2 protein-coding genes are annotated in these 6814 nt (G+C 47.5%); both read left to right on the forward strand.

Annotated elements, in window-relative coordinates:
• Nucleotides 1–111: 111 nt before the first annotated feature.
• Nucleotides 112–4992: a CHAT domain-containing protein gene (locus QUA25_RS25285; RefSeq protein ID WP_333042075.1), complete on the forward strand. Its 4881-nt coding sequence runs from the start codon at nucleotides 112–114 to the stop codon at nucleotides 4990–4992.
• Nucleotides 4993–5848: 856 nt separating this feature from the next.
• On the forward strand, nucleotides 5849–6814 hold a 966-nt coding region (locus QUA25_RS25295), incomplete at its 3' end, for a protein kinase domain-containing protein (protein WP_333042077.1).

A 6814-nucleotide genomic window follows, 5' to 3' on the forward strand; every position in this document is an offset into this window, starting at 1 on the left:
GATAAGAGATTAAAATTGGTAATGGAGAATTGGCTTTTTTGAATTCCCTCTTCCTTCCGGCTAATGACTAATGACTAAGAACTAATGACTAATGACTAATAGCTTCCTCCAATGACCTATTTTCGTTCTGCTCTAATTTTGACATTAGGTTTTTGGCTGCTACCGCTAGCAGTTCGATCGCAATCTGTCGTTCCGGCCAATGACGGCATTAATACTGTTGTGAAGTCCGAGCCAAACCGCACAGACATTAGTGGCGGACAACTGTCAGGAAACGGGGCAAATCTGTTTCACAGCTTCAGCCAATTTAATCTCAGCGAAGGTCAAATTGCTAATTTTCTAACTAATCCCAACATTCAAAATATTTTAGGGCGGATTTCCGGCGACAATGTTTCCGTAATTAACGGTCTGATTTCTGTAAGCGGCGGCACCTCAAATTTATTTTTAATGAATCCGGCGGGAATTATCTTCGGTCAAAATGCTAGATTAAACGTACCGGGGTCTTTTTTTGCGACAACGGCTACAGGTATTGGTTTCGGCGATCGCTGGTTTAATTCTAGCGGCATTAATGATTACAAAGCTTTACTGGGAAATCCCAATCAATTTAATTTTAATAACTCACAAGTTGGTGCAATTGTCAATGCGGGAAACTTGGCAGTTGGCAGCGGGCAAAGTTTAACTTTGCTCGGTGGCACCGTTATTAATACAGGAGAATTATCCGCTCCCAACGGTCAAATTACTGTGGCTGCTGTTCCGGGACAAAATGCAGTCCGCATCAGTCAAAGCGGCAATTTATTGAGTTTAGAAATTACTCCGTCTTTGCAGTCAGAAAAATCTGCGATCGCCCCAGTTTCTTTGCCTCAGTTGCTAACGGGTCCCGGCGTAGCGTCAGCCACAGGTTTAACGACTAACGAACAAGGTCAATTGGTACTGACTGGCGACCAAACAGTGGCGGCAGTTGCCGGAAGTGCGATCGTCTCCGGTTCTATAAATGTACTTGGCCCTTCTGGGAATGCTGGTGGCACAGTCAATATTTTAGGGGAAAAAGTCGGACTGTTCGCCGCAAATATCGATGCTTCCGGGACGAACGGCGGAGGTACTGTGCGCGTCGGAGGCGGTTTCCGGGGGATGGAACCAGTGCCGAACGCACTGGTAACTTATGTTAGTCCTGATTCTACGATCGCAGCAAACGCGATCGACCGCGGCAATGGCGGCACTGCGGTAATTTGGTCAGACAATATAACTCGCTTCTTCGGCAATATTAGTGCTCGCGGGGGCATCGCCGCAGGTAACGGCGGCAGAGTCGAAGTTTCCGGCAAAAATGCTTTAACTTTCCAAGGAGAGGTCGATACCCGCGCGACTAACGGCGCGATCGGCAATTTGTTGCTCGATCCGGCAAATATTACGATCGTCAGCGGTAACGGCGACACCAGCGCGCCATCAACCGGTGACGGACTCGAAGCGGCACCAGAACCCAATGAAACATCGATCTCAGAAGTGCAGTTGGAACAGATGGCGGCCGGCAGCAACGTGGTTCTAGAAACCCCGGGCTACATCACTCTCCAAGACTTGCCCGATAACAAACTTTCGCTGCAAGCGATCGCGGGAGACACCGTAACATTTAGATCGGGCGGAGTGTTTTTTGTCAATGACCCCAACGATTTAATCGAGACTCAAGGTGGCAACATCAACATTTTCGCCAGCAGCATCTCTCTGGGCGGACTCAATGCTAACAGCGGCAATATCGCTATCACTGGTAACGGCATTGACTTCAGAGGCGGCAGCAATTCTGTCAGCAGTGCGGGGGGAACAATTCGCTTGCAACCCAACGACAGCCGAGCGATTCGGATCGGTGGCACCGGCGATATTTTGGGCATTTTAGACTTGACGGCAACGGATCTCGGCGCTTTGGCGGGGGGTTTCGGCTCGATCGCGATCGGGCGCGAAAACGGTAGCAGCTCGTCGATCGCGATCGTCGCACCCATTACCTTCAACAGCCCGCTGACACTTCAAGGCAGCTCGATCGCGATCGACAATCCCCTCAGAACAAGTGGCAGCGCTAGCTTGACTCTCGACGCGCCTCAAACTGATCTCAACGCCAACATTGCGACATCCGGCGGCGAGCTCACTTTTACAGGAAACGCATCCCTCAATGCTGACGTGGCTTTGAGCACAGAAGCTAGGGGCAACATTCTGTTCTCCGGTAGCCTAGACGGAGCTCGCGCCCTGAGACTAGACGCTCAGCGAGTGCTCTTCGGCGGTACAGTCGGTCAAGCTGCACCGCTGGCGAGTTTGACTGTCAACGCCGGTAGTACCCTGGTTTCGGGCAATATTGCGACATCTGGCGACATGAATTTCAATAGTAACGTCACAGTCGATCGCACCGCCGCCCTAACCGCCACTACCGGCAATATTGCTTTTGGCAATACCCTCGACAGCATCCCGGGCCGCGCAAATAATTTGACGCTGCGGGCTGGCGGCAACATTACTTTTGAGGGCCTAGTCGGTCAAACTCAGAGGTTGGGCCTGCTCTCGGCTGATGCTGCTAGCGTGACGGCGACTTCCACAATTACAGCGCGCAGTTTGAGCGTTAACGCGCGAGATTCTGTTACCTTCGGGGGGGACAGCACGGCCGCTTTGGGAGCCGATATCAAGGCAGAAAATGTCCTCTTAGAGGGTAATTTAAGGACGGATGGCGGCAGCGTGAACCTGCAAGGAAGCCGCGAGGTTCGGACTGGTAATATTACCTCGAACGGTGGGAGGATTCGGGTTGAGGGAAATACTGTTGCAGCAGGTGCGATCGACTCGTCATCGGCGGGTACAGGAGGCGCGATCGCTCTCCAAACCAATGCTGGGCCTTTAACTGCGGGAGCTTTGAACGCTTCGGGGGCGATCGGCGGAAATATTGCTGTCACCTCGAAGGCGGGGATTTCCGCTCTAGATATCAACTCCAGCGGCACTTCAAACGGCAACGGCGGGGGCGTCTCTCTGAACGCGACTGGTGACATTCAGTTGGGCTTTATCAACGCTAGAGGCGGCACTGGTGGTACTGGCGGCAGCGTTGATGTGAGAACCCTCGGTTTGTTTGGCTCGAACAATGTTTTCAACGATGATATATCGGGCAATATTTCCAGTATTTCTACTACCGGAGGTGCGGGGGCGGGGGGGATCGCAATTCGCCACGGAGGCGGTATCGATCGACCGTTTGTAGTTGGCGGCGCGATCGACAATGGAACCAGAGGAAGCATTAATGCTGGCGTGGGAAACACCATTTTTCCCACTTTTTCTTTTGGACAAACTTACACCCAAGGAAGTTTACCAAATCAGATTTCCCTAATTACACCGGCCGCGCCCTCTACTCCTGCACCAATTCCCGAACCAATTCCCGAACCAATTCCCGAACCAATTCCCGAACCAATTCCCGAACCAATTCCCGAACCAATTCCCGAACCGCCTCTAGAGTCCGTAAATCGCGATCCGGAGCAGTCATTTCCTGCATCTTTGCAAGTAGAATTGCGATCGCCCAATCGAGATAGAAATTCCGCAATGAGCCAGGATATTTTCGCTCCTTCTCGCAGATTAGATGGGGCAGGTTCGGGAGTTTTAGAATTTGAACAAACCTTTACTCGCGAGTACGAAAAATATCTGGATTTGCCCCCAAGAAAGCCGATTACTAATCTATCGGTGATTTACGAAACTCTTCGCAAAAACGAACAAATTACCGGGACAAAATCTGCCATCATTTATATGAATTGGCTCAGGAGATCGGATGCAGCCGCAGCCCAAGAAAATGGTTCAGTGCTGGTGGCAAGTCAGGATTTATCTAATCTATTGCCTGTGAGAAAAAACCTCACCTCCGGGCCCCATCGCCCCTTAGAAGATAAGTTAGCCCAGAGGTTGTCGCCACTGAGCCAAGAAATTCCCGATGTTCCTAACGGGGAGCATTTAGAATTAGTGTTAGTCACAGCTAACGCTGAACCGATGCGCGTTGTAGTTCCGGCGACAACGCGGTGGCAGGTGTTGCAATTGGCGGACGCCCTACAAACCGAAATAACTAATCCCAGAAGAAGAAGCAGCATTAGTTATTTGGATTCGGCTCAAAAACTTTATCGCTGGTTAATTGCACCAGTTGCCGCAGAATTGACAGCTTTAAAGATTGACAATTTAATTGTAATTCCGGCAGCAGGTTTGCGGAGTGTGCCCTTTGCTGCTCTTCACAATGGCCAACAATTTTTAGTTGAGCAATACAGTCTTAGCGTGATGCCGAGTCTGAGTTTGACTGATATCGGCTACGACAATATTGCGGATGATGAAGTTTTGGCAATGGGGGCGTCGGTATTTGAAGATAAAGCGCCATTACCAGCGGTACCGGTGGAGTTAGAGTCGATCGCGCCGCCCTCAGAAGGAAAATCATTTTTGAATCAAGATTTTACTCTCGGAAATTTGCAAGCTCAGCGGGCAAATCAGCCTTTTGGAATCATTCACTTAGCAACTCACAGCGAATTCCAGCCTGGGGAACCGAAAAATTCTTACATTCAGTTGTGGGATACTAAATTACGTATCGATCAAATGCCACAGTTGCGGTGGAATGAACCGCCGGTGAATCTGTTAGTTTTAAGCGCGTGCAGTACCGCTTTGGGCGACGAAGAGGCGGAGTTGGGGTTTGCGGGTTTGGCGGTAGCTAGCGGTGCTAGATCCGCTTTAGCGAGTTTGTGGGAAGTCAGCGATGATGGGACTTTGGGGCTGATGACTGAGTTTTATCGGCAGTTGCGTGCCCCCAGACGCGGTGGCAATTTGATGATTAAAGCGGAGGCTTTGCGGCGCGCGCAATTGGAGATGCTGCGGGGGCGCGTGCGGATTCAAGACGGGATGTTGCGAGCCGAAGGGCTTTCTGGGGGTCTAATTTTGCCTCCAGAAATTGCGGCGCGGGGCGATCGAGTGCTTTCGCATCCTTATTATTGGGCCGCCTTTACAATGATTGGCAATCCTTGGTAATGGAGATGTTGAATGAAGAGGGAAAAAGAGGCGTTGCTGAATCAAGATATCAAGGGTGCAGTAACTGAAACATCCTAAAATTTTAGGTAATGTATTTAGGACTTATATCGTTTCCGATGCAACCGGAAACGCTATCAAATGTCTCGGAACTATGATATCCTAATACCCATTCTAAAATTCCTGAACGAAAGTGGTCAACGGGTGTCCGTAGGCAGATTTTATGTTTTTTTTCACATAAGTCTGTAATTCATCGATCTCACCGACTTGTGGAATGACTTCGGGGTGATAAGCATCTGGTAAGAGTTTTCTCACAAGTGTTACCGAAGTTATTAGGGTGGTGTGATGAACTACCTTGATTCGTTAATTGCCCGAAAACCTATACGATTGACATACATTTTTAGGCATTCGGCTTTCACAGTCTCGCTGTAACCAGGCGTGGGACTCATAATCAGCGATCAATTGACAGCCACATTTGACACAAATGTGGTTCTGTTTTCCTTTTTTCTTAGTGTTTTTACGGATATGGATTAATTTGCACTCGCTTTCATTGCATGGTGATTCGCCCTATTTATACTCTAATTATGCAAGGCCCAAATTTCCTATGAAGATTAACGGCGATCGCACTTCACTCTGTTTTGCCGGATTTTGCAGGAAACTGTGGAGCGATCGTACTCGTGACCGGAATGTTTAGCCGTCTTATTTTTAAGAAATGTTAATAAAAAATAACTTTTCTGTTGAAACTTAAGTTTTTCTTAAAGTTGCGGATATTATTATGTATTAGAGGATACATCTACTTAATTAATTAACAATTTCTAAAAAAATTATTGAGTATTAATACTCACAAGAGGATGTAAGAATGATTAACTTACCGGGCTACGACATTACCCACCAAATCCATGAAAGTAATAATTCTTTAGTTTACCGGGGACTGAGAAAGCAAGACAACAAACCCGTAATCATCAAATTTCTCAAACAAGATTATCCGATCCCAGCTTCGTTAGTCAGATACAAGCAGGAATACGAAATTACACACAATCTTAACCTAGAAAGTGTGCCTAAAACCTACAGCTTAGACAGATACCATAACAGTTTGGCTATCATTTTCGAGGATTGTGGTGGAGAGTCATTAAAGCTCTTGTTGGCTTCTCATCAACTTACCTTAGAAAATTTTTTATTAACAGCTATTAAAATAACTAGGGCTTTAGGGGAAATTCATCGACATAAAATTATTCATAAAGATATCAATCCCAGCAATATTATTATTAACTCAAGCACAGGGCGAGTTCAAATTATAGATTTTGGCATCTCTACTGTTTTAAAGCGCGAAAATCCTAGCCTGAAAAATCCTAATGTTTTAGAAGGCACTCTTAGCTATATATCGCCAGAACAAACAGGTAGAATGAACCGAGCGATAGACTACCGCACTGATTTTTACTCATTAGGAGTCACTTTTTACGAACTGCTAACGCGGCAATTGCCCTGGGATTACAGCGATGCAATGGAATTAATCCACTGTCACATTGCCAAACAAGCAGTACCGCCCCACCAAATCAATCGAGAAATTCCTAAAGCTGTTTCTAATATTGTGATGAAGCTATTAGCGAAAACCGCTGAAGCCAGATATCAAAGTCCTTGGGGCATTATCGCTGACTTAGAAGAATGCCTAGAACAATTAAAAACTACGGGAGGAATTGCAGATTTTGCGATCGCACAAAAAGATATTACAGATAAGTTTCAAATCCCTCAAAAACTCTACGGCAGAGAAACAGAAGTTGAAACCTTATTAGCAGCCTTTGAGCGAGTCAGCAGGGGCAGCACCGAA

Source organism: Microcoleus sp. Pol17C6 (assembly GCF_036701145.1).
GTDB lineage: Bacteria > Cyanobacteriota > Cyanobacteriia > Cyanobacteriales > Microcoleaceae > Microcoleus.